At 30.5% G+C, this 26,182-nt stretch carries 21 protein-coding genes; 2 read left to right on the top strand and 19 right to left on the bottom strand.

The features are described 5' to 3' along the window. Window positions 1–86 precede the first annotated feature (86 nt). The 4 genes from CSPA_RS07405 to CSPA_RS07390 all read right to left on the bottom strand — a co-directional run bounded on the left by CSPA_RS07405 (window position 87) and on the right by CSPA_RS07390 (window position 6,902). Window positions 87–824, bottom strand: coding sequence for an ABC transporter permease (locus CSPA_RS07405; protein WP_015391605.1), 738 nt, complete (start codon window positions 822–824; stop codon window positions 87–89). Next, complete coding sequence (locus CSPA_RS07400) at window positions 796–1,533, bottom strand: ABC transporter ATP-binding protein (protein WP_015391604.1); 738 nt, start codon at window positions 1,531–1,533, stop codon at window positions 796–798. Before CSPA_RS07400 ends, CSPA_RS07405 begins: the two co-directional genes overlap by 29 nt. Window positions 1,534–2,408: 875 nt before the next feature. Further along, a complete protein-coding gene (locus tag CSPA_RS07395; protein ID WP_015391603.1) occupies window positions 2,409–4,661 on the bottom strand; it encodes an SPFH domain-containing protein in 2,253 nt (750 codons plus the stop codon). Window positions 4,662–5,573: 912 nt separating this feature from the next. Then, window positions 5,574–6,902: a hemolysin family protein gene (locus CSPA_RS07390; protein WP_015391602.1), complete on the bottom strand. Its 1,329-nt coding sequence runs from the start codon at window positions 6,900–6,902 to the stop codon at window positions 5,574–5,576. Between the two features lie 460 nt (window positions 6,903–7,362). Between CSPA_RS07390 and CSPA_RS07385 the strand changes: the two genes are divergently transcribed. Further along, complete coding sequence (locus CSPA_RS07385; RefSeq protein WP_015391601.1) at window positions 7,363–8,499, top strand: glycoside hydrolase family 5 protein; 1,137 nt, start codon at window positions 7,363–7,365, stop codon at window positions 8,497–8,499. A 135-nt stretch (window positions 8,500–8,634) separates the two neighbouring features. On the opposite strand, the gene CSPA_RS07380 is transcribed toward CSPA_RS07385, so the two are convergent. The 4 genes from CSPA_RS07380 to CSPA_RS07365 form a co-directional block, all read right to left on the bottom strand. Then, a complete protein-coding gene (locus CSPA_RS07380) occupies window positions 8,635–9,072 on the bottom strand; it encodes an ACT domain-containing protein (protein WP_015391600.1) in 438 nt (145 codons plus the stop codon). Further along, window positions 9,069–9,968 carry a homoserine kinase gene (gene thrB / locus CSPA_RS07375; protein ID WP_015391599.1) on the bottom strand — a complete coding sequence of 300 codons (900 nt, stop codon included), beginning with the start codon at window positions 9,966–9,968 and terminating at the stop codon, window positions 9,069–9,071. The genes CSPA_RS07380 and thrB overlap by 4 nt, the downstream gene beginning before the upstream one ends. Window positions 9,969–9,979: 11 nt before the next feature. Next, window positions 9,980–11,437: a threonine synthase gene (thrC, locus tag CSPA_RS07370; RefSeq protein WP_015391598.1), complete on the bottom strand. Its 1,458-nt coding sequence runs from the start codon at window positions 11,435–11,437 to the stop codon at window positions 9,980–9,982. A 161-nt stretch (window positions 11,438–11,598) separates the two neighbouring features. Further along, complete coding sequence (locus CSPA_RS07365; RefSeq protein WP_015391597.1) at window positions 11,599–12,537, bottom strand: DUF6414 family protein; 939 nt, start codon at window positions 12,535–12,537, stop codon at window positions 11,599–11,601. 709 nt (window positions 12,538–13,246) lie between these two features. Between CSPA_RS07365 and CSPA_RS07360 the strand changes: the two genes are divergently transcribed. Continuing rightward, window positions 13,247–14,221 carry an alpha/beta hydrolase gene (locus CSPA_RS07360; protein ID WP_015391596.1) on the top strand — a complete coding sequence of 325 codons (975 nt, stop codon included), beginning with the start codon at window positions 13,247–13,249 and terminating at the stop codon, window positions 14,219–14,221. A gap of 114 nt (window positions 14,222–14,335) precedes the next feature. Here the strand turns inward: CSPA_RS07360 and CSPA_RS07355 are convergent, their stop codons facing one another. The 11 genes from CSPA_RS07355 to hemL form a co-directional block, all read right to left on the bottom strand. Then, entirely contained in the window at window positions 14,336–15,541 is a 1,206-nt protein-coding gene (locus CSPA_RS07355; protein WP_015391595.1) for an endo-1,4-beta-xylanase, read from the bottom strand. A 46-nt stretch (window positions 15,542–15,587) separates the two neighbouring features. Beyond that, window positions 15,588–16,358: a polysaccharide deacetylase family protein gene (locus CSPA_RS07350; RefSeq protein WP_015391594.1), complete on the bottom strand. Its 771-nt coding sequence runs from the start codon at window positions 16,356–16,358 to the stop codon at window positions 15,588–15,590. 76 nt (window positions 16,359–16,434) lie between these two features. Continuing rightward, complete coding sequence (locus tag CSPA_RS30480) at window positions 16,435–16,536, bottom strand: chitobiase/beta-hexosaminidase C-terminal domain-containing protein (protein ID WP_242832630.1); 102 nt, start codon at window positions 16,534–16,536, stop codon at window positions 16,435–16,437. Between the two features lie 121 nt (window positions 16,537–16,657). After that, a complete protein-coding gene (locus CSPA_RS07345; protein WP_015391593.1) occupies window positions 16,658–17,521 on the bottom strand; it encodes an alpha/beta hydrolase in 864 nt (287 codons plus the stop codon). 181 nt (window positions 17,522–17,702) lie between these two features. After that, the gene (locus CSPA_RS07340) at window positions 17,703–18,689 is read right to left on the bottom strand and encodes a glycoside hydrolase family 62 protein (protein ID WP_015391592.1); all 987 of its coding nucleotides are present in this window, start codon (window positions 18,687–18,689) and stop codon (window positions 17,703–17,705) included. 39 nt (window positions 18,690–18,728) lie between these two features. Continuing rightward, window positions 18,729–19,685 (bottom strand): endo-1,4-beta-xylanase, encoded by a 957-nt coding sequence (locus CSPA_RS07335; RefSeq protein WP_015391591.1) that lies wholly within the window; start codon window positions 19,683–19,685, stop codon window positions 18,729–18,731. 120 nt (window positions 19,686–19,805) lie between these two features. Further along, window positions 19,806–21,077, bottom strand: coding sequence for a glucuronoarabinoxylan endo-1,4-beta-xylanase XynC (gene xynC / locus CSPA_RS07330; RefSeq protein WP_015391590.1), 1,272 nt, complete (start codon window positions 21,075–21,077; stop codon window positions 19,806–19,808). A 78-nt stretch (window positions 21,078–21,155) separates the two neighbouring features. Next, on the bottom strand, window positions 21,156–22,733 hold the full coding sequence (locus tag CSPA_RS07325; RefSeq protein WP_015391589.1) for a glycoside hydrolase family 43 protein: 1,578 nt from the start codon (window positions 22,731–22,733) through the stop codon (window positions 21,156–21,158). 872 nt (window positions 22,734–23,605) lie between these two features. Next, the gene (locus CSPA_RS07320) at window positions 23,606–24,157 is read right to left on the bottom strand and encodes a DUF3867 domain-containing protein (RefSeq protein WP_015391588.1); all 552 of its coding nucleotides are present in this window, start codon (window positions 24,155–24,157) and stop codon (window positions 23,606–23,608) included. Between the two features lie 52 nt (window positions 24,158–24,209). Beyond that, window positions 24,210–24,836: an epoxyqueuosine reductase QueH gene (locus CSPA_RS07315; protein ID WP_015391587.1), complete on the bottom strand. Its 627-nt coding sequence runs from the start codon at window positions 24,834–24,836 to the stop codon at window positions 24,210–24,212. 36 nt (window positions 24,837–24,872) lie between these two features. After that, entirely contained in the window at window positions 24,873–26,153 is a 1,281-nt protein-coding gene (gene hemL, locus CSPA_RS07310; protein WP_015391586.1) for a glutamate-1-semialdehyde 2,1-aminomutase, read from the bottom strand. Window positions 26,154–26,182 lie beyond the last annotated feature (29 nt).

Below are 26,182 nucleotides of genomic sequence, written 5' to 3'. Positions count from 1 at the left end.
AATTTATATAACAATTAAGCACCATAATAAAACTTGTAGCCTAGTCGCTTACTATTTCCGAACTAATTCTAATGTGCCTTCAAAAATCAATATTCTCTCGCTTTAAATATAACATATGCTCCATAAAAAAATATTAATGAATATATTATAAATAACCCAATAACTTCTACTACTATTTTTATTGATACTTGCACTCCCATAAATATTTTATACCAATTTACATATGAAATAAATATCATTGACGATATTGATGGAATTAATAATGAAGATAAAAAGAGAATAATAAAAATAAGAATTGAAAGCATTATTGTTGAAAAGCCATTTTTTGAGAATTGAGAAATTAATATTGAAAAAAATATATTTGGAATTATTGGAAAGATAGACATAACATATGCAAGAAAAATCTTTGGTATACTTAATATTTGGGTTTTTCCAAGAGCTATTCCTAAGATTGAGCTTAATATAAATACTGTAAACAATATACTCATTTCATAAATTAAAATAGATAACATCTTAGTAATAATAATATTTTTCCTACTTATAGGCCTTGTCAAGATTGCCTTGATCGAACCATTTTTATACTCTAAGGTAAATAAATCAGCAGCTGCCATATAGCTTATGATTGGAATTAAAGCTATATTTAATATTGATAAAATATTCAGTGGTGGATTTGACAACGAGACATTGTTATATCCTTTAGTAAAATTATCAAAAAGAACTATTAATATAACTAGAATACCAATACAAATTAATAACCTTCTATATTTGTCTCTAGAAAATAATTTTGTGCTCTCACTAATTATTCCAGCTTTTATTTGCTTCATATATCTCCTTTCCTCCAACCTGCATTAAATAATATTTTTTAAAATTTTCGCATTCTTCTAATGCATTTCTCATTGAAACTACCTCTAATATTCTTCCTTCTTTTATAATTCCAACTTTATTGCACATTGACTCTATTTCATGTGGTCTATGACTAGAAATAAGAAATGTAGCTCCAAGCCTTGAATGTTTAAGTATCATTTCCTTAATCTCTTCAATTCCATTACTATCCAATTTATTATTATGCTCATCTAAAATAATTAATTTAGGTTTAGAAATAAAAGCTAATGCTATTCCTAATCTCTGCTTCATCTCTGGAGTATACTTTCTAACTTTCTTATCTGCATGCTCTATCAATCCCGTTTGTGTAAGAATATCATCTATTCTAGGCTTCTTTATTTCATCGTAATAATTTGCTGCAAGCTTTAAATTTTCTCTAGCTGTAAGATATTCATATATTGCAGGTTCCTCAATAAGACATCCTACTTCTTTCAAACTTTCTTTTAAAATATTATTTCCAAATATTTGAACACTACCTTTATCAGCATGTGATAAGCCGGTGATGATTTTCATAATAGTAGTTTTTCCTGATCCATTTGGTCCAAGTAGTCCAAATATATCTCCCTGCTCAACTTCAAAAGATATATCTATAATTCCACGATCATTTTTATATTTCTTTGTCAGTTCACTTACTTTAAGTACAGGTTTCATCCTCCCCCACCTTTTCTTTATAAAAATTAACCCATTAGACTTTAAATAAAATATTAAATTATAACAAAATAAACCTTAGAATTGACAACTGAAGATAAAATACCCTTTAATTTATCTATCAAAAAACCTCTCATACCCATTTGTTCGTTGCCTTTTCTAAGATTTATTTAATAATTTATACTAACACCTTACCCTTCAGTGCAGTACTTATGATGGTTATTGTTATTATTTATTTTTTTCACAAATCCCATCCCCTCAATATTTTAGCTAAAAAACAATTAAAATTGAAATTAACAATTTCTTTTTAATAGCTCGAATTAAGTATAATAAATATATATAATTTTTTTATAAACTATTTATAAATAATATATAAATAGTCTAAATTAACTATTAAATCCATCCTTATATAGAGCTTCACCCAATAAAATACAGTTGTGCTATACCAGCCTATAAAAAACTCTATAAGACTGCTGAACACAACTGTATTTATCTTTCTTTGATATATAACTAAGTTATCTCAAATTTAATAAAAACTTGTATTAAATCTATATAGATATCCTAATTAATAATCAAACTTATAAATAGAATATAAATGCATGATTGGGAAATTATAATCGTAACACTACACTAGAAATCCGATACATTTTTCTGGAAGCAGGCATGTGAAATTGAGCTACTGATGGTTCTTAATGGGGGCTTGTTTCATTTTCAGCTTGTCCAGATTTTACATTTGGAACACGCTGAAATGACGACAAGCTGACATTTAGAACCTTCCAGCGAAAATTTCACTAGTCCTGTGGAAGATAAATGTATCTGATTTCGGTAATTGTTGCATAAGTCTAATTCTCGCTTTGGATATCTTTATTTACATGAATTTACATTTCAGTCTTCTTAGTTGAAGTTTTTTCATTTTTATCCTCAACTTCTTTAACATTAATTTTATCATTCTTTTCTTTAGCAACAACTGACTCATTTGAATTAACCATATTAACTATTGATCCGTTAGTATTAGCCATATTAGCTAAAATCATACTCAAAATACCTTCCATTGCATTAGGAGTTTTTCCTTCAGTACCTCCCATAATTACAGTTTGTGGTACAAGAGGTGATTTGCTTATTTTTAATGCTTCTGCAAATGCTGTTAATACACTTTGTTGTACTTGTAATTCAGGTCCACCATAAGCATCAACCAATGCTTTAGCAGCAGTACCTTTTGCAAGACCAACTTTAGTTTCTTGTTCAGCTGTAGCTTCTGCAACTGCTTTAATATTCAAGGCTTGTGCCGCACCAACCTTTTCAAGCTTAAAGGCTTCAGCACCAGCTTGTAACTCTACTTGTTTAGCATTAGCCGCTGCATTAAGTTCAGTTGCTTTTGCATTAGCTGCAGCTTCAGCTTCTTTTGTATATCTTGAAGCATCTGCTTCTTGAGTTCTCTTATATTTATCAGCTTCAGCAAGCTTTTGAGTTTTTAATGCTAATTGTTCAGCTAATTTTAATTCAGATTTACCTTTATTGTCTGCAACTTCTATATCAATACTTGATTGTGTAAGAGCTGCTTGAGCTGCACTTTTTGCAATAGCTTCGTTTAATTCTCTTTGTTTCTCAGCTGATTTTTGTTTAGCCTCATTAGTTTTAATTTCTTCTAATGCAACTTGTCTATCTCTCAATTGAGCTAAAATAAGTTCAATTCTCTTATCAGTTGAAGAAGCAGCTGGTGTACCAATTAATACTTCTTGTAATTCTAGGTCATATAACTTAAACTTATCTTTCATTTCTCTAGACGCTTGTTCTTGAATAGTGCTTCTATCTTGAATTAATTCTATTAAAGTCTTAGTTTGTCCAATATTTTTGAAATAACCTGCTATCATAGGGTCAAGTGATTGTTCAATTAATAGTTTAATATCTCCAAATCTTTGAATAACTGAAGAAGCTTTTCTATAATCAATATTAAATACTACAGTCAGTGGTAAATTAGGTTCAAAAGCATCTTTAGTAATTAAACTTATTTCTTTTAAGTTATCGTCTAATTTATGATCTCCAACTTGTCCACTAATCCATTTTAAAATAACATTAGTAGTTGGAACTGGAATAATCTTACCAGCATAAGTATTGAATGGATATTTACCTGGCATCATACATTCTCTCCAAATACCCTTCTTACCTTGTTCAACAAGTTCTCCATGCGAATAATCTGCTCCAGATACATCTTCACCTTTATCACCAAAATAACTTACAACTACACCAACGTATCCTATATCTATTATACTTTTAGGTACTATGTCTACATTAGCAAATAACCTATTAATAAAGTAAACACCATCTGTTAATACTTGCATCTGCTTACCTTTTCTACCATTAGCAGCCAAGAACTTCTCTGGTTCTTGGAAATTATTATGGTAAAATTCATTATCTATTCCTTCTCCTACTATCGGAGCAATTATAGCTCCATTATCAGGGGTTGGACCTTCATTAACAGTAACTATTCCTATTGTATCTTTGCTTCTTTGTGCTGTGTAAGCATCTTCATCTTCAAGATGTTTTGAACTTGAAATAATAACTGGAAGAAATCCATTCACTTTTAACAAATCGCTTCTCATAGTTTCTATTTGAGCTGATTCATCCTTTGATGTAAATATTGAATGTACTTTGTCCTTAGTAATAATTATAAATTGGGCTAAGTTAAAGGCATAAGTACCTTCACGAAGAATTTGCCTTTGAGGACCTTTTTGTCCACCATTATTTAAAAATGCAACTACATCTTGAAAGGATTTACTTTCACTTACTACTCTTCCTAAAGTTTGTCCATCTGCAAGGCTTTCACCTGATCTAGCAAAGACATAACCTACTTGTCCCTGTGGTATGGTTACAAGTCTTACTTTTTTTACTTTGTACTTAAAAGGTGTTTTAAAATGAACACCAGCTCTAAGTACGTGTGGTTGATAGCCTGATTCACCATTTAATGCAATTAAACCATCTGCTGGTACAGCTCCTTTTAAACTCCACCATTTTTCAACTATCCCCACTTCGTCTGTGCCAATACTTGTGAATCCTATGCCATATAATAATAAAATTAGCGCTACGATTCCAATACCAGCAAAAATTAAAATTGATATTGTTCCTGAATTCATAAAATTTCCCTCCATAATTCATTTTCCTTTTCAAAAAACATATGTTATTGAATTGTTATAGATAGTAATATATTCCTTTGCTAAGCAATTGTAAATGTCCAAATTAGTCAAATTTTTTCACTAGATTTATTGCCGTTCCTAGTTATAATTAACTAATCTTCATTATCTCTCCCAATATCATTCAATCGCTTAAATGCTATGATAGTCAATTTTATTTAAGAGCACTATTGCTTAATCCATTGATTTATAAGGTTTTCTAGCTAATTCAAGTTTCAAATATTACGATTATTAAATTTTTTTAATGTTACGTTTGCTAGTTATTTAGTGCTTTTACCAGAATAATAGAAAAAAATGATGAATGATTTAGTTCGAAATTCTACAAATGTTTCTTCCTCTATCATTCATCATCACTATCATATATATTGCAATGCTCAATTATCAATAAATATTGATTTCCTTGGTAAATCTTTATACCTTAAATAATTCTTTTTTCAGTATATATATCCAATTTAATAATCAAACTTGTAAATAGAATATACATATATCATTGAGAAATTATAACCGTAACACTACTCTAGAAATCCGATACATTTTTCTGGAGCAGGCATGTGAAATTGAGCTGATGAAGGTTCTTAATGGGGGCTTGTTCCATTTTAGCTTGTCTAAAAGTGAATGTCCAAAAAGTAAGTGTCCAAATTTTATATTTGGAAACACGAACTTTCTCCCTGGAGCTTTTATATTTGGAAACATGAACTTTCTCCTTGGGGATTTTACATCTGGAACACGCTAAAATGGTGATAAGCTCCTATTTAGAACCTTCCAGCGAAAATTTCACTAGTCCTGCAGAAGACAAATGTATTGGATTTCGGTAAGTTATCACATAAGTCTAATTCTTGCTTTGGATATCTATAATTATGAGACTAATTCTTTCTGTTTAACAAAAAGTTTTATTTTTTCAATTCTCTTTTCTTTCATTTCTTTTATTTTAAATACTAAATCTTTGTACTCAATATGATTTACTTCATTATTTTCCGGTATATAACCAATAGTTTCAATAATAAATCCACTCATAGTATCATAATTTTCACTTTTAATATCCACATTAAAGTATTCATTGAAATTATTAATTGAAAGCATACCTGATATTATAAAAGTATTGTTATCAAGCTTTTCTATTTCAGGGTTATCCTCATCATATTCATCATCTATGTTTCCCATAACCTCTTCAATTAAATCTTCAATTGAAACTACACCCGCAAAGCCTCCATACTCATCAATCAATATGGCCATATGTGTTTTAGATTCCTGTAAATCCTTGAATAATTCATCAATCTTTTTAGTTTCAGGAACAAAATATGGCGGGTGTATTATACTCCTAATATTAACATTTTCAAAACCAAATTTTCTTGCTTCACTAAATAAATCCTTCATATAAAGAATACCAATTATATTATCCGTATCGCCTTCATATACAGGAATTCTCGAATATCTTTCTTCAATTAATTCATCTAAATATTCATTTAAAGGGGTTTCTATATCAATCATGTATACTTCTGTTCTTGGTGTCATTACTTCATGTGCTAGTTTATCATCAAACTTAAATATACCATTTATCATTTCTCTTTCAGTTTCATTAATAACTCCATGTTCTTGTCCAGCTTCCACATAAGATCGTATTTCTTCCTTGGATATTTTTTCATCTGAATCATCATTGTCAAGATGAGCTACTTTAACTAATATATCAGTTGATGCTGAAAGTAGTCTCACAAATGGAACTGTAATTTTAGATACATACATTATTGGTTTAACACAAAGCATTGCAATAGCTTCTGATTTTTTTAGTGCTATTCTTTTTGGAAAAAGTTCTCCAAAAACTAATGTAATATATGACAATATGACTGTCACTATTATTAAAGCAACTTGTCCACTATAAGGAACATTCAATTTCTGTAGGTAAATGCCTAACTCTTTTGATATTCCAGTTGCTGCTGACGCACTACTTAAAAAGCCTGCAAGTGTTATTCCTACTTGTACTGTAGATAGGAAATTTGTAGGTTCTTCCATAAGATTGGATAAAAGTTTTGCTTTTTTATTGCCTTCTTCTTCAAGAAGTTTTATCTTATTTTTGTTTAAAGATACTATAGCCATTTCTGCTGATGAAAAAAATGCATTAATCAGCGTTAAAACAACTATTAAAATTAATTGTAACGTTATACTCGTCTGTTCCGGGTCTATGTCCATAAGTATTTTTCCTCCCAAAATAATTTTTTTAAGATTATAATATCATAAACGTTGTAAATAGTAAAGTTGATAATATTATATTACCTATTAATGCTATTCATTCCACTTTATATATCATAATCCATAATAATATTAATTTATGAATTTATAGAGATCTAATAATATATAATCTAAAGTTATATCTTATTATCGTAATATAGAGTTATTTCATCGCAAACAACTATTCGAAATAAGAAAATTATTTGTTAAAATATATGTGTACATAACTCGCATTCTTAGAATGTCTATAATAGTGTCATATGTACTTAGAATATTCATGAATAGTAAATGCGCAAAAAATAATAGATAATTTACACAACTCATAATTTGATAAACTTAAAAGAAAGCTTACTTTTGATTTGATTTATAAAAATGCATGAGATAATTATATTCTTTAAAAAATAATTAAGGGGATGATATCATGATTATTAGAAAAAAATCATTAATTTTAGCACTTACTTTTTCTACACTTGCCCTTTTTAGTGCAATTCCAGCTTCAGCATCTACTGCTTACACTGGAATGCGCGATGTTACAGCACAACAAATTGTTGACGATATGAAAATTGGATGGAATTTAGGAAATACCCTTGATGCTTATAGCACTTCAACATCTAATTCACTTTCCTCCGAAATAAGTTGGGGAAATCCTAAAACTACTCATGCTATGATTGATAGGATCAAAGCGGCAGGATTTAATACTGTTAGAATTCCGACAACGTGGTATAACCATATGGGATCTTCACCTAATTACACAATTGATTCAGCATGGTTTGACAGAGTTGAAGAAGTTATGAATTACGCTTTTGATAACGATATGTACGTTATTCTTAATATGCATCATGAAGACTCTTGGTTAATACCAACTTATGAAAAACAGGAACAAGTAAAAGCTCAACTAACTAAGGCATGGGCACAAATTGCAAATAGATTTAATAAATATGGTGACCATTTAATTTTTGAAACAATGAATGAACCGAGGCCAGTTGGAGCATCTAACGAATGGACAGGTGGCTCCCATGAAAATCGTGAAGTAATTAATAACTATAACCTAGCTGCTGTAAATACAATCAGGAACACTGGTGGAAACAATAAAACTAGATGTATTATGGTGCCTACACTTGCTGCATCAACAACTTCTGTAGCAGTTAATGATTATGTTATTCCAAATAATGATAAGAGAATTATAATATCATTACACATGTACTCACCTTATTTCTTCGCCATGGATCAAGCTGGTACAGCTAATTGGGGAACTGCCACAGACAAAAGTGAATTAGATTCTGAATTTGATGCAATTGCTAATAAATTCGTAAAAAGTGGACATCCTGTAGTTATTGGTGAATTTGGTACAATTAATAAAAACAATAACTCAGCTAGGGCAATCCATGCTGAATATTATGTTAAAGCAGCAAAATCTAGACATATTACTCCTGTTTGGTGGGATAATGGATACTCTACAGCTGGGAAATCAGACACCTATGGTTTATTAAATAGAAATACATTAAATTTAGATTGCCCAGAAGTAGTTTCTGCTCTTATGAAAGGTGCTAATAAATAATGCAGCATGGAATTGGAATTCTTCAAACTATATGTGTAACTGCTCAATAGTAGCCTTAAAAAGATTTTATAATCACTACTCTACAAAAAATATAATAAATACATGGTAAAAATAGCGAGGTTTCCCTCGCTATTCCTACTCCATCCCAATAAACTCTACCTTCTCAACATTCCTAATATTAAGCAAGCCCTCAGTTAAGGTCTTAATATCTCCCTCTACAGTTGAAAGATCTATTGTTATGCTTAAATTCGCATATCCATTTAAAGGAATCCCTTGATTTATGGTAAGGATATCCCCACCTTTTTCAGTAATATAATTACTTATATTTGATAAAAGCCCCTTTTCATTTTTAAAGATAATATTATAAGTAACTTTTCTTCCTTCAGAGGTTTCTGAAAAATCAAATACAAAATCCTTGTACTTATAATATACACTTCTGCTTATTCCTGCAATTTTTACTGCTTCAGTTATCTCTTTGACTTTACCATCTTTTAAAAGTTTTTTTGCATAAAGAACTTTTTCATAAACATCAGGTAAAACCCGTTTATCTATAACTAAGTAATCTCCACTCATTCATTTGCACCTTCTATAACGGTTGCCCCCGCATTATCTAAAGATAACTCTAATATATTCCATTCAAATCCTTTTTGTTTTAAATATTCTCCAAGCTTATTGCTAAAGCGCTCATCCTTTTCGTCGATAATTGCCATGATTGTTGGACCCGCGCCACTTAGGTAACATCCCCATGCACCTAACTCATAGCTCTTATTATACACCTCTTCAAAACCAGAAATTAATTTACTTCTGTAATTTTGGTGAAAGGCATCTTTACACGCGTATTTTATTAATTCAAAATTACCACTTCCTAGAGCTGAAACCATAAGAGCTGCTCTTGAAACATTGTAAACTCCGTCTTTTAAGCTTATTTCCTTTGGAAGTACACTCCTAGCTTTTTCTGTAGATAATCTAAAATTAGGAATTATTGAAACAAACTTCAGTCCCTTTTTTATATTTACTTTATCATAAAAAGTCTTGTTTTCATCGACTATTGCAACAACCATGCCCCCAAGTAGTGCTGGTGCAACATTATCAGGATGGCCTTCAATTTCTACTGCCATATCTAATAATTCATCATCTGAAAACTTCTTCCCCAAGATTTCATTAGCTCCAACTAGTCCCCCAACTATACATGTGGAGCTGCTTCCAAGACCTCTAGATACTGGTACATCTTGTTTGAGTTCACTTATTTCTAATCCTTTTATTTTATAGCCCGCTTTATCAAAGCAATATTTCATTGCTTGATATATTATATTATCTTCATTACAAAATTCCTCTGGCATTCCATTGAATTTTAAGCTCTCTTCTAATTCCCTGAATTCAAATTCATTATATAAATTTAAAGCAATTCCTAATGAATCAAATCCTGGCCCCATATTTGCTGATGTAGCTGGTACCCTTACCCTAATCATACACATTGCCCCTATGCATTTAAGTAAGATAATAGAGCATCTCTCATCTCTGACTTATCCCATACTTCATCATGTAATACTTTAGCAGTTTCTAACCCACTTAAGTTAGTTGGTATCTTATTGCTTGTTTTAGTTGATAACTTTTCTAATACTTTAAAATCATCTATTCCTTCTACATCAATATCAATTGCATTACAAATGCTTCTTGGGAATTTAAATGGACTTGCTGTTGAAAGAACTAAAGCTGGTTTATCATCCTTTGTATCTTCAACATATTTATTTTTAACTACATATGCTACTGCTGTATGAGTGTCCATTAAATAACCATCTTTTTCATAAACTTCTCTTATTGCTTTATAAACTTCTTCAGTATTTGCAAAGTTTCCATAGAATTCTTTTATAAATCCTTTAATTTTTTCATTAACTTCATAAACACCTTTTGTATTTAGATCTTTCATTAATTCGCTGACAACTGTTGTATCTCTTCCACTTGCTTCGAACAATAATCTTTCTAGATTAGACGACACAAGTATATCCATTGATGGAGATTCTGTTAATACAAGCTCTCTCTTCTTATCATATACTCCAGTTTCAAAGAAATCTGTTAGGACTTTATTTTCATTAGATGCACAAATAAATTTATCTATTGGTAATCCCATTTGTTTAGCATAATAGCCTGCTAATATATTTCCAAAGTTACCTGTTGGAACCACAACGTTTATTGAATCATCTAATTTAATTACACCTTGATTTACTAAATTAAAATAACCGTAAAAATAATACACTATTTGAGGTACAAGTCTTCCAATATTAATGGAGTTTGCCGAGGATAAAATGAATCCTTTTTGAACTAGCCCTGCTCTAAACTCATCATCTCCAAAGATTTCTTTAACTCCTGTTTGAGCATCATCAAAATTCCCCTTTATTCCGATGACCTTAACATTGTTTCCTTCTTGACTTGACATTTGTCTTTCTTGAATTGCACTTACTCCATTTTTAGGATAATAAACTACAACTTTGAAGCCTTCAACATTCTTAAAGCCTTCTAGAGCAGCTTTTCCTGTGTCTCCCGAGGTTGCAGTAAGAATTGTTATATCTTCTTTAACATTGCAAAGCTTTTTAGCTCTCTTCATAATTTGCGGTAAAAATAATAATGCAGCATCTTTAAATGCACATGTAGGACCATGATATAATTCTAAAAAGTTATTTTTAACTTCTACACTGAATCTATCATTATATGCATCATTAATTGCCCCCATTAATTCTGCATCATCAATATCCGTAAAATATTCATTAATAACTTTAAATGCTAAATCTTCATATTTAACTTTTGTGTCCTTTTTCAACTCATCATATACCTTTGGAAATTCATCTGGTACATATAAACCGCCATCTTTGGAAATCCCATTGATTATGGCTTGAGCTGATAGCATATCTTTTTCTAAACCTCTAGTACTTCTAAATTTCATTATAAATTCACCTCAATACTGTATTAAAAATGCATAAATATTCATCTTTGCTGTCAAATATGAATATATATTAACATCCTTCATCTTGTTTTCTATATTACCATGTATTTTACAGATATACAAGTGTTTTTCTATAAAATACATGAGTTTTTAATATTTTTTTACATGTAAATGTTTAATGGCATAATTTGAATCGCACATTCATTTATTCTTAAATTTGGGCACTCTGGTACCAAAATATTATTTTTCTTTAAACATTCTAAAAGTGGCTTGCATCCCTCTATAAACCTTTCATAAAATTCTTCCTGTCCTGTTTTCCTAAGTAAACTTATAGAGTCAAATTCCTCTGTACAGGTTTTTATTACTTTTCCTACTACTCTGCATTTACAATTTATATTATCAAACATATTAAATTTACTATTTAAAAAATTATCTTGATTAACAGTTAAGATAGCTGTTCCTTTGCCACTTTTCATTATCAAATCTGCAGTGTTATTATATGCTAATATACTTTTTATATAAGTCAACATTTTTAGATATATAGAAAAATTAATATTTAGATTACATTCTTTAGTTATATTATCCAAATATTCTGGTCCAAATATAGTTATTAAATTAATAAGCGTGTCAATAAAAGGCATAACACCTTTGTTAGTAATGGTACCATTAAGTTCTATCAAATCTCCTGCCTCTATATTATTATTCTCAATATCATTTTCATGCTTATGTTTTAATTGATTATTTTTATTAAAGTAGTCTATTAAACTCCCATTTAACACAAAGGTTGTGTAGGTAGTTTTAATTTCTTTTTCTTCTCTTATGCAATTTCTTGCATCTATATCTTTTTCCATATGATGACTTAATATATTATTACTAGCTTGCAATTTATTCTTATCCTTATACCCTTCTCTTTCAATTCTAGTAATACTTCCCTGATTGGAATCTTCAATTCTATCTCCTTCATGAAAGCCTGCTGCTAAAGACCTATCGAAGGCTTGCTTCTGAGTTACTGTTTCTATAAATCCAGTTAACACTAAGGATGATAAATTTGTAACTAAAGGCTCATCTAAATAAATAAGTATATCAAAAGGATTATTCATAAATTCCCCTTCAAACAAATTGATAACTAATTATTTTATTCTTATATATTATTAATATTCATATATCTATAAAATATTATTCATATATAAGTTCTAATTACAATTTAACATCTCTCTTAACTAAATCTTACCTCTATGTCATATTTTTCTCAAATTTTTACTAATAAGTTACAAAATTCTTACTTTCTAAATTCACCTAGTTTTTTGTGCTATAATTTATGTATAAGTTATTCTTAATATAGAAATTATATTAAGGTATGTTTAAATCACATTTTTTAATTCAAAATATATAACCTTTATAGATATCCAAATTAATAATTCAACTTATAAATGTAATATATATGTATTATTAAGAAATTATAATCGTAACACTACACTAGAAATCAGATACATTTTTCTGGAAGCAGGCATGTGAAATTGAGCTGATGATGGTTCTTAATGGGGGCTTGTTTCATTTAAAGCTTGTTCAGATTTTATATCTGGAACACGCTGAAATGACGACAAGCTGCCATTTAGAACCTTCCAGCGAAAATTTCACTAGTCCTGTGGAAGATAAATGTATCTGATTTCGGTAATTGTTGCATAAGTCTAATTCTCGCTTTGGATATCTTTACAAAGTGAACTTTATATTTTGAAAATTTTATAGAAGGAGAGACGCCTAATTTACTTTTATAATTTTTTTAATTTATTATTAGGCCCGTGAATTATCATGAAGAAATTTTTCAAAACATTTTTTCTTCTTTTATTAACTGTAGTCATTGCATTTACTACAATATTTCATAAAAGAATATTACTAGGCTATAGAATTGTTGATAAATATATTTTATCAAAAGAGTCAGTGCTTACTTCACAAGAATTTAATCCAAGCATAGCTCTAAGTTCTATGAATTATAAAGATGTCATTTATAAAAACACTAATAAGGTTCCATTATCATTGGATATTTATGGTCCAACACGACAAGTTTATAAAACTTCCCCTGTACTCCTTTATGTTCATGGAGGAAGTTTTGCATATGGTGATAAGAATATTCCTGATGCTTTAAGCCCTCTTCTAGATACTTTTAGAGATCAAGGCTATACAATAGTAAGTACTTCTTATGAATTAATGAAAAATAAAGAAAAATTTAATAAGCAGATATCAGATGTTAAAGATACTATAAGATGGCTATACAAAAATAGTTCAGATTATAATATCGATACTAACGAAATAGGAGTTATAGGTATCTCTTCTGGAGCTTACCTTTCACTTATGGCTAGCTATAGCAAAGAAGATGAATTTGTTGATGACTCAGAATTAAGTAAATATCCTTCAAGGATAAAATATTTAATTGATTTTGCTGGTCCAACTGACTTAAGTCTTTTAGATACTAAGAATTTAAACTATGATTTATTGAAAATTTTTAAATCTATAAAAAACAAGGATGATTTATCAAAAAAATATAATCCTATAGATTATGTTACTGCATCAATACCTAACACTTTAATAATTCATAGCAATTCTGATGCTATGGTTCCATACGAAAGTTCAAAAGAACTTTATGATAAATCCAATCAAGTGCATGCAAAAGCTAAACTAATAACTTTAAATAGCAGTGCTCATGATTTATCAACAATTTCGAATGAAGATATTACTTCAATTACAAAAGGTCTAGCAACCTTTGTGATTCTTAATTCCCCTTTATAACAAATACATTAAAGCAAGCTGTGCACTAAATAATTAGTGTACAGCTATTTTTTCAAAAAATGAGCTATTGCTAACGGGTTTTAATCCGTTAATGCAATAGCCCAAAGATATTAATTATTTCATAGTATATCCAGCATCAAAATATGCTTTTAATACTGAATTATATGCTTCTTTTGGTGTTGAATAATTAGAATATAATAATGGTTTATCTTTAGAACGCCATGAATGATCATCACTTAATCCCCACCATACAAGAGCTGTAATATTAGCACCTGATTTTTTAGAAGATAAAATAGCAGTCATTAAATCATAATAGTATTTTGATTGTTCTGATGAAGAAGTAGATCCAACATCAAGTTCTGTAATTTGAATTTCAAAGCCTGCTTTTGCAAATGCATCTAATGCATTTTTATAATAAGCAACTGATGGGAAATTAGTACTTAAATGAGATTGCATACCTATTCCTGCACATATTTTTTTGCCTGAATTAATGTAATTAATCAAACTGATAATATCATTTACTTCCATATATTCGTTATAATCATTATAGAATAATTTAACTTTATCTGTTAATTTATAATATGCTAATGTATCATATGCATATTGAAAAGCTTGTTTTACAAAACCTGGTTTTGTCCCAAGATTTCCATAAATCTTTTGCCATCCAGTAGCTTTAGAACTTCCAGCAGGTTCTGCATGTAAGTATTCATTCACAACATCCCATGCATAAATAACGCTTCCATATTTACTTGAAAAAACATGTCCCATAACACTCTTAATATAGAATTCCATTCTCTTATCCATAACTGCTGGAGTTACATATCCTCCATTACCGTTATAGCCTGTTCTGAAATACCAATCTGGAGTTTGTGAATGCCAAACTAGTGTATGACCACGCATTGATAATCCATTGTCATAACAAAATTTCAACATATTATCTACAGTTGCAAAATTAAGTTTTGGAACTGTACTTTCTGGATAATTATCAGGAATATAGTACCCAAGTGCTTTTGCTTGTGATATAGAAATCACATTTGCAGAGGAACCTAAAATACCATCAGGTTTCATTTCATTTTCTGCAGTTAAACTATTGTATTGCTTCTTTATAGCATTTGTTGCGTTACTATCTGAAATTTGACCTCCATTTAATATATTTCCTACCTTTCCAAACACTTTACCATAAGTGTTTAATAAATTGGCATTACTTGGGACAGATGCTGCTACATTAGTTGTTGTTGCTGCATTTACTTGAATTCCCGAAGTAAGAAATGTAGACATCATAAGAGTTGCTGACAAAATTACGCTTAGATATTTTTTCATAGTTTTTCCTCCCTTAATATATAATTATTATCTTAATATTTTATAGCTAGTTCCCAGTTGTTATTTTTTTTGTAAATGTTGTAATGTTATCGGTATTAACAATAGCTATTCTTGGCATGTTCATTAAGTCACTAGAATCTGTAGCCATTCCTCCACCTACTTTAAATGCCATTTTTACATTTAAACTTTTTAATACATTAACAAAATTGTTACTTGATTCACCAAATGGATATGCAAAGTATTCTACTGGTTTGCTTGTTAAAGTTTTAAGTTTAGTAGTTGCACCACTTACCCTCTTTGTTAATTCTGCAGTACTCAAATTTGCTATATGTCCATGTGTTGTAGAATGATTTTCCAACTCTATTTTGTTATTTGCAACTGTCTTGAGTTGATTTTCATTCATTATTCTAATTGTATCTGACGAGCTTCCCCAAGACGTTCCAATCTGATCTGTAACAACATATTCTGTAGCATTAAATCCATATTGTTTAAGTATTGGATATGCATTATTATAAAAGTCTATTGTTGCGCCATCAAAGGTTAGAAGAATTGGTTTTACTGGCATAGAAGCTTTTTTAGTAATGATGTTATAAAATTGATCATTAGTAAGCGTAGTATACCCATTGTCTTTTAAGTATTTCATTTCCTGCTTAAATTCATTTAAGCCTATTTGCCAAGTGTCATTTACATTAGGATTTGTCTCAATCCTATGATACATTAGTACTGGAATTTTTACTGATGTTGCAGCATTTGCATTAAACGTAAAAGCTGACATTATAATTACAATACCAATAATTGAAATAATAATTTTTTTCATTAAACCTCCCCCTATAATACTTAGTCATTTTACTTTCTATTGTCTTGCTTTGCTGGAAATGGTAGTTGGAGAAAGTTCAACATAGCAGTTCTCCACTTTTTGTAGCAATAGCTCTTAATATCGTAGTTTTCGATATTGTTATTGGGCTTTTATATACTGTAGATGAAGTTGTAGGAATGCTTCCATCAGTTGTATAATAATAGCTTCACCTGAAGTTTTACTGCTAATAGTTACTGTTTGAGCAGAACTATAAGTTCCTGCAGCAACACTTAAAGCAGGCACTTAACTTTAGATGCGTCTTACTTACCCACAGTATATCCTGATTTCTCTAACATTTGGAGAAAGCTCCACAAACTTGGTTTCCAAACACTCCAGTCGTGCCCTCTCCCTTGGTATAACCAATAGGTATTTGAAATTCCTTTAGAGTCACAGAATTCATGCACTCTTGTACCAAAGCTAATAAGATTATCATTGGTACCATAAGAAATAAATAATAGTTTTAACTGTTGTTTTGCTGCAGCGCCACCATCAGGAAATAATGTAGAATTTGAATGGGTATTTGGGGCTGCAGAATAAGCACCAACATATGGAAATAAGTTTAAATTTGGTAAACCAATATTAAACGATTGTCCACCTCCCATTGATAATCCAGATATAGCTCTGTGAGCCCTGTCAGTATAAACTGAATAATTCTTTTCTATATAAGGAATTAAACTTTTAATCAAATCTTTGGTTAAATTTTCATAACCATCAGATACTCCTGCTCCAGTTGCATTACAACTTGGCATTACTATTATTGAAGGGCTAATTTTCCCTGCTGCAATGAGATTGTCGGCAATAAGATTTGCATTTCCTCCACCATTAGTCCAATCATTCTCACTTCCACCAATGCCATGTAATAAATACATTACACTATACTTTTTGTCTGCTGAATATCCTGGTGGTAAATAAATCTTTGCCCTACGTTGACTGTTTGTTGCTGTTGACTGGTAATAAATATATTTGACAGTACCATGTGAAATATTACTTTTAAAGCTGTCAAAGTCTGATGGTGGCATAGTTGGACTTGTTGATGTTGCTGCTAATGCTGTGCTTGATGAACCACATATAAATGTTAAAAGCATCATGCACATTAGTAATACATTGAAAATCTTTTTTTTCATAAATTTATCCTCCTCATCTCATTTTAAATTAATTAATTTTTCATAGCCTTTTACATACTCTTCCGAACATCTATTGTTTAAATCACAATTTAATGACTAAATCCAATATATGATTTAATACTTTCTATAAATTACCTGAATTTAATTTGATTGTCTCTAAATTCTGAATAGATGCTATCCCTTACTTATAATTTTTTATTATCCCAAGATTCCACTTGATTTTTTCATATGCAACGTTACCATCAGTAGAACCTTGAATTAAGAAATCAACTTTATTAATATCATTAATCTCTAATTTTTGGTTTATGCCTGAACGAAGTATTTCACCATGAGAAACACGATTTGTCCACTTATTAGCAGTATACGATAAGTTATGGGAAGACGCCCACTTTTCACTAACCTTTGTCCATGGACCACTTAAACTACTAGCTTGATGTAGTTCATAATACCTATTATCCTTCATATCTTCAACTAACATGTAGTAATTATTATCTGCTTTGGATTTATAAACACAAGCTCCTTCAAAAGTATCTTTTACTGCCACTGTAGCTGGTCCCCAACCATTTGGAAAGTTTGCAAGAGATGTTTTACGACAGTAAATATTATGCGAACCATCTGATGGTGTATTGAAAAGATATGCATATTTATCATCACAGATAACCCAATAATCCCAACCCATGTTTCCACTAGCCCCCAAAGATTTTGGTCCACTCCATGAATTTGGATCATCTATATTAGTTGTTGTTGCATAACAAGCTCCTAGGCTACCTTGGTAAATGAGATACCACATTTGTTTAGACTCCATATAAAAAACTTGTGGTGCACCATAACTTCCAGTTCCATTTCCATTTAAGTTCAGCTTTTTATGCTGAGCACTGCTTAGCCCATTAATTGTAGATGCAGAAGCATATCCCATTTGGAACTTACCAGTTTTATCATAACCAGTATAAAACAAATGATATTTGCCATTAGCATAAACTATAGATGGATCCTTAACTGAAACAGCATCCCATGCATTTGTTGGCCCATTATAAAAACATACTGAACCTACTTGCCAAGTAGGATTTGGATTCGCTGCAGCATTGGCAGCTATAGAAGTCATTGTAGTCATTGTTCCTAAAAGCATAGCTAATCCTATTGAGAAAATACCTATTTTTCTATTTATCATTCAATATCTCTCCTTTACTCAATTATTAAATTATATTAATTAATGACTTGCTAAATATGATTTTAACCATTTAAGTGCTGGACGTTCAGTTCCATTTGAATTAATCAAATGAGTATTACTTTTCCATGTTTGCCCTTGGATATATCCCCATAAGGTTACGCCTTTAATATTAGGGTTTTCCCATAATACTGGGAATTTTTCCTTATATCTTGCTAATTGTGTTGCATCATCACCAGTTATATCAAGTTCTGATACATATATTGGCAAACCAGTTGCTGATAATTTGTTTAAAACATTATTCATTGTGCTTACAGAAACCGTATCCATATTAAATTGATGACATTGAATACCTATTCCATCGATAAGACCTCTGCTCTTAAGTATATTTATAATTTTTACATACTTATCGGCTTCACTAGGGTTTCCAATGATACCATATTCATTAATTAGTAATTTTGAATTAGGAAATGCCTTTCTTGCTTGTTCAAAGGACCAAACAACCCAATCCCAGCCTGTTGCACCATCTCCACCTATAGCATTCTTAAAATCTATTTTAGTATGCAACGGTTCATTTACAACATCTACAAACTCTGAACCCGAATACTTTTGACCTGCAGCTTGAATCCACTCAGATATCTCTGCTTTTTGATCTGCCGCTGAAAGACTTGTTATCCATTTTGGTGCTTGAGCTCCCCACACTAATGTATGGAATTTAAATTTTAACCCCTTGCTTTTTGCATAATTGTAATCAGTATCTGCACCAGACCAGTTCATCCTATCTCTGGTTGATTCAACCGATTCCCACTTAGTGGCATTTTCTGGTGTTACTTGATTCCAGTAAGTTGTGAAATTAGACGGAACACTATTTCCAATTATGTTTCCTATAAACTTATTTTTAGACATTGCAGCATTTGCATTTATAGAAGTAGACATTGAAAAAAATAAACTAAGTGCAACTGCTCCTACAGACATTTTGATAACTTTTGATCTTAACATAATAATCCTCCTTCAACTTTTTATATTCTTGATAAGTTATAATGGAATGTACCATTTATATTTGGGGATATTAATATAGACATACAAATTAGCAATAATATACTTATACTTAAAACCACTCTAATTAATTTCACCCACAAAGGTAGTCACACTTTGTGCTGGAAGTGTTGCTGTAAAACTTCCATTAGATACATTTATGCTTGAAGCTGATTTAGCCAAGTTTGCTGTTGCTGTAGTCTGCCATGACGATACACTAGAAACTTTACTGTTTGAAACATTAAAACTTTGCTTTACTTCAGAAGTTCCTTTATTTATTACAACAATAACTACTTTATTATTGCCTTTATACGCAGATACATAAACATTTGTTGTTGGATTCTTTGTTGCATCAACTCTTACATATCCAGGACGAACAAATTTAGAGAAATGAGCCATCATGTAACCACGCTTGCTTACATTACCATCTTCTTTAATGAAACCATAGGATCTTCTAATGTACCACCATACATATGATTGAAAATCTCCCTCTACCATAGCATTATTTATATGTTCTGCAACATCTAATGCTTCTGGCCAACGATCTGCTGAATTAGCATCACTATTTGGTACATATACTTCTGTCATCCAAAGTTCTTTTCCAGCTCCTTTTTGTTTAAAAAGTGGATAAGCAAAATCACTAACCTTAGTACCATAAGTATGGGTGCCGAGAATATCCATATTAGCAAGAGCTTGTGAATCATTCAAAATAGGATTGTACATATTTTTTTGATAAGAAAATGACTCAGGAGACATTACCTTACAATTTATTGTTCCAGCATTTTCTTTCATAAATTTAAGTACCTCTTGTGGTGTCCACCATGTCCACTCTTTTCCATAATCAGGTTCATTTTGAATAGATATAGCATACAAATTTACACCATTATTCTTCATATATGAAACAAAATCATTAAGATGCTGTGCATATGCAGCATACTTATCATACTTAAGTCGCTTTGCTGATGTATCACCATTACGATTAAAAGTCTCAGTCATGTCACTTGGTGGATTCCATGGTGTAGCAAAAACTATTGCACCGTGTTCAATTGCTTTTTTTGCAGTTGGCAACTCTTTATACCAATTATTTTTATTATCATCTACATAAATTCTCAAGACAGAAAGGCCTAACTGATTTTCTCCATTACCAAAAGCTGTTTCTCTTTGACCTGCTGTTAAATCTCCAGCCCAAGCTGGAAGATTCATTCCTCCAAAACCGCGAACCACTTGCTTTTCTGCTGATAAATTTATTGAAACATTTGATGCAGCATTAGCTGTTGCTGATAATCCTACACATAGTGAACCCGTTATAGAAATCGTTAACAATGACAATAATAGCCTTCTTACCTTAACATTCATTTCTACCTTCTCCCTTTCATGCAATTTTATTTTATTAATATTTGGACTTCTCCATGTAATTTGTAATTAACCTATTAATTAAGAAATAAATTGCCAATAGTCAATATTAAATAAGTTGTTAGTGCCATTTCCATTAAACTTAAAGTAAACATTGTGCACTCCACTAACACTCTTTACGTCACATTTCATTTCTTTCCATTGTTGTTCTCCACCTGTAGGACTTACATTAATGGTGCCTATAAGCTGTCCATCTAAACTATCCAAATGTATTTCTATTGTTCCTCCTACAGTAGATGCAATATTGGCCTTAAATGATTTAGCTCCACTTCCAAAATCAGCTTTTGATACTGCAAGCCAATCACCGTTATTTATATTTGTAACATCAAGATTAATACTACTTACCATGCTTCCTGAAGCTTTACTTTTTTCAGTTGAAAGTCCACTATTCCATCCAATTGTCTCTGCCTCAGTCCTTTTATATGGATTAAGATTAGCAACTTGACCCACACCTTGCATATCAGCTTGAACCGTCTTTATAAGTCCGCTTCCATCATATTCAAGCTTATTGATATGTGGTGAACGGTATCCTTTTGTAATTCCCATTGCTTTTCCAAGCGTTTGAGCATGATATGTTACATACCATTGATTCTTAAATTGAAACACAGCATGATGATTATTTCCGCCTACTCCAAAATAACTTCCTGGATTTTTAAGAAAAGTACCTTTATAAGTAAACGGTCCCATAGGATTATCACTTACCATATAAGCAATTTCTCCTTGAGGTGGAGTTCCTGTTGGATGTGTACCAGAAAAATTAGAACAATATGAATAATAATATTTTCCATTGTATTTGTGAATACCAGAATCCTCGAACATAAAAGGTGAATCAATTACTGATGCATTTCCAGTAGTATGAATCATATCACTATCTAATTTTATGACTCTTCCTGTTTTAGGATTTGCAATTTGACTTTGACTAGGGCTACTTCCTCCTGGTATTCCCCCACCAAAATACAAATAACCTGTTCCATCATCATCCATCAATACTGCTGGGTCAAAAAGCCATACAACACCATTTACTCCTGGAGTGCTAGTAGTAACAATAGGTTTTCCAATAGGATCTGTCCATGGTCCAATAGGTGTATCTGCTGTAAGAACTCCTATTGCTCCTCCATTATTTGCGAAATACAGAAAAAACTTTTCTTTTCCATTAATAATCTTATGTGTAACAGCTGGCGCCCAAGAATTACTTGCCCATTTTGCTGCACCATTCGATCCTGCAACTGGAATTTCACCATGATCTGTCCAATTTACCATGTCATCGGATGATATACATGTTATAGTCTTAATATTACTATAATCATTATCAGATACATTTCCGTTTTTATACATAAAAGCATCACTGCTCATATAAACATATACTCTGCCATCATAAACCATGGCAAACGGATCTGCTCCAAACTTTTGAGTAATAAGAGGATTAGAATACCCTGGGGTTTTAGCAAGAGCACTTGTACTCACAACTGATACAGCTTGTTTTGTAGTAACTAATGCAGTCGTTCCTATATCTGTATTTGCACTTGCTGTATACGTATTCAGAGCAAATCCAGATAATAATGTAAATGTCAATAAAAACATTGGCGATCTTTTGATCATATTTACACTTCCCCTTCTTAACAATAAATATTTTCCTTCCTTTGTAACATAATTAAATATCCATTTTACCTATAAAATCCCCCCCTATTCAGCCACTTAAAAATCCCTATGCAATTTCCAATTTATGCATAGTTATTTTTACTCTTTGCTATTAAATTAAACTATTAATGTTCAAATAAAGACTAACATATGAATTAATCCAAGTAAATATATTAGTCGTTAAAGATACAAAATAAGTCATAAACGGAAGTTAATTATAATTTAATGTAAAATATTCTTTTTATTCCTTAAAATATATACTTTTCTCCAATTCAAAAAATAAAGTCCTTATTATTTATTCTATACACGTTTATTTTTAAAGATTTCATGCTTAATCAATTATTCAACTTAACAATTATAGATATCCAAATTAATAATTCAACTTATAAATGTAATATATATGTATTATTGAGAAATTATAATCGTAACACTACACTAGAAATAAAATACATTTTTCTGGAAGCAGGCATGTGAAATTGAGCTGATGATGGTTCTTAATGGGGGCTTGTTTCATTTAAAGCTTGTCCAAAAGTGAATGTCCAAATTTTATATTTGGAAACATGAACTTTCTCCTTGGAGCTTTTACATCTGGAACACGCTGAAATTACGACAAGCCGCCATTTAGAACCTTCCAGCGAAAATTTCACTAGTCCTGCGGAAGATAAATGTATCTTATTTCGGTAATTGTTGCATAAGTCTAATTCTCGCTTTGGATATCTTTATTTTATATAACAAAAAAAAGAAGCTTTCACTAACGGATTTTTTATCCTATATGTGATGGCCTCTTTACTGTATTTTTATTTGTACCTTTAATGATATCTTAACATCACTAACTAATATTCATAACTTTTTGTATTTTCACATAAAATTATATTTATCTTCTTATCATCAATAACTTTTTTATATGAACACAAAAATTCATTTAGTTCATTGTCATTTAAATCCACGTTCTTTTCACTTATTAAAATAACATCTGTATTTTCCAAAAATATCTTTAAATCATTTTTTTCATTTTTTACAAAATACTCAGACATTGTTCTTGTTGCTATTCTGCTTTTATATTTATCATGGAAACTAGCTGTCTTTTTCATAGTTTCATAATTATTGTTATTCATATTAAAGCCTGGAATATTAAATTGCTCTTCTATGGTAGATGGATCTATTCCATATCTCTCTAAAAATTTTTTTTGTATATTGATAAGTTTATCTTGAGATATATTATTTTCTTGCATATAAGACATTATATTTTTTGAGAAATCTGCCATATTCATTTTACCTTCAGCCAATTTATAATACATTGAGTAAATATATTCTTCAAACTTATCTACATCTTTATCTTTAACTTTATTTTTTAATTCATTGAAGTCTATGATTTTGTCAGACATTTGATCATCTCCTTTATTCTATAATAACAAGATTTCATCCACTGTAAATAGCCTATTTTTCCTTCATACTTTCATTTTTAGAAAATACACACCCACAATAATCTTGCCTATACAAGTTAAATTCTTTAGATAATTCTATTGAACGCTTATATCCTTCTTTTTTCTTAAAATCAGAATATAGATATTTTACATTATACTCTTCACTTAACATTTTGCCAATTTCATTTAATTTTTGTGAATTTTTATGAGGACTTATTGATAATGTAGTTGTAAAATAATCAAAACCAGCTTTCGTAGCGGCAATTGCGGCTTCCCTAAGTCTTAATTCATAACACTTAAAGCATCTTACGTTGCCTTCCTTATCCTCTTCTAACCCTTTTGCTATTTCATAGAAACTTTTTGTATCATATTCTCCTTCAACAAACTCTATTTTATTCTTAACTTTAAGCTCAGAAATAAATTTCTTTTGTTCTTCAACTCTCCTAGCATATTCTTCCAAAGGATATATATTAGGATTATAAAAGAAAATTGTTATCTTAAAATATTGCGATAAATATTCTAAGACATAGCTGCTACAAGGTGCACAACAACTATGTAGTAACAATGTAGGTACTTTTTCTTCCTTTGTTAAATTTTCTATCAAAAAATCTAGTTCCTTTTGATAATTTATCTTATTCATATGTTGGCCATTTCCTTTACAAACTTAATATCGTAATTAACAATTACATGCAAATTCTTCAAATGTCTTTATAAATTTATCAATATGACTTTCTTCATGTTTTGCACTTAAAAAAATAGCTTCAAATTGTGATGGTGCAATGTTTATTCCATTCTTTAACATATGCTCAAAATACTTATTGAATTTCTCAACATCGCATTTTTTAACATCATCGTAAGTTCTAACTACTTTAAGATCAGTAAAGAATATAGTCATCATTCCACCAACCCTATTTATAACTACTGGTAAATTATATTTTTTTGATATAGTTAGTACACCCTCTTCAAACTTAGCTCCCATTTTTTCTATATGATCATAATAATCCAAATTATTCTTAATTTTATTTAATGTTGCAAGTCCTGCTGCCATAACAATTGAATTTCCTGACATAGTTCCTGCTTGATAAACTCCACCTAATGGCGATAATTTTTCCATTATTTCTTTTCTTCCGCCATAAGCTCCACATGGAAGTCCACCTCCCATAATCTTAGCATAAGTAACCAAATCTGGTTTAACTTTAAATAGGCTCTGAGCTCCTTTAAAGTCAACTCTAAATCCACTCATAACTTCATCAAAAATTAATAAAGCACCGTAAGAATCACATAGTTTTCTCAAAGTTTCCATGAAGTCATCTTCTGCTTTTATGACGCCCATATTTCCTGCTACTGGTTCAATAATTACTCCTGCTATTTCATTACCATGCTTTTCAAACAATTCTTCTATTTGCTTCTTATTATTGTAAATACCTATTAACGTATTTTCTATACTCTCTTTTGGAACCCCAAGAGAACCAGGAATTCCTCCAGTCATTACTCCTGAACCTGCTTCTACTAAAAATCCATCGAAATGCCCATGATAACATCCAGCAAATTTTACTATCTTATTTCTATTAGTATATCCTCTTGCTAGTTTTATTGCACTCATAGTAGCCTCTGTACCTGAATTAACCATTCTAATCATTTCAATATTATCTAAATTGGTACACATAAATTTAGCCATGTCTAATTCTAATTTTGTTGGAGCCCCAAAAGCTACTGCCTTCAAACTAATTTTTTGAATAGCCTTTACAACATCTTCATCACTATGTCCAAGGAGTAATGGCCCCCACGCTAATACAAAATCTATATATTCATTATCATCTTCATCTGTAATCATTACGCCTTTTCCAGATTTTATTATAGGTGGATTTAAATTAATTCCTTTAAATGCTCTAACAGCACTGTTAACTCCACCTGGCATATACTTTTCTGACTCTTTAAATATCTCAAGATTCTTCACAATAATTTCCTCCTTAAGTTCTTAGTTAA

Origin of the sequence: Clostridium saccharoperbutylacetonicum N1-4(HMT) (assembly GCF_000340885.1) — a bacterium.
Taxonomy (GTDB): domain Bacteria; phylum Bacillota; class Clostridia; order Clostridiales; family Clostridiaceae; genus Clostridium; species Clostridium saccharoperbutylacetonicum.
Note: the sequence above shows the minus strand (reverse complement) of the source record. Positions and strands in the feature narration are given on the sequence as shown.